General features: G+C 37.1%; 1 protein-coding gene. It reads right to left on the bottom strand.

Features of this window, described 5'->3' with window-relative positions:
* Positions 1-256, bottom strand: a 256-nt coding sequence (locus tag RMT89_RS44160; protein ID WP_315889393.1) for a hypothetical protein, incomplete at both ends; no start/stop codon positions are given.

The raw sequence follows: 256 nt of genomic DNA, 5'->3' as shown, positions 1-256 counted from the left end.
CAATGACATTTTTGAATTAAAAACTCATTGAGTAAGTCTTTATCAGTTACACCTGAAAAAAAAAGGTTAGGTGGGATCTTTTCCTGATTTAGATTCTTTTTTAAGATCTCGATATGTTGCTGCCCACTTATATCCGGCAAGAGACCTTGAGTCGAGGCTAAGAAAATTGACTTTTTTTCCCCCAAGTATCCCCCTGAGAACTGACACTGCTCGCTAGGATACAAGCCACTTAAAGTTTTAAGTAGAGTTGTTTTTC

This window comes from Streptomyces sp. P17, from assembly GCF_032436805.1.
Taxonomy (GTDB): domain Bacteria; phylum Actinomycetota; class Actinomycetes; order Streptomycetales; family Streptomycetaceae; genus Streptomyces.
Note: the sequence above shows the minus strand (reverse complement) of the source record. Positions and strands in the feature narration are given on the sequence as shown.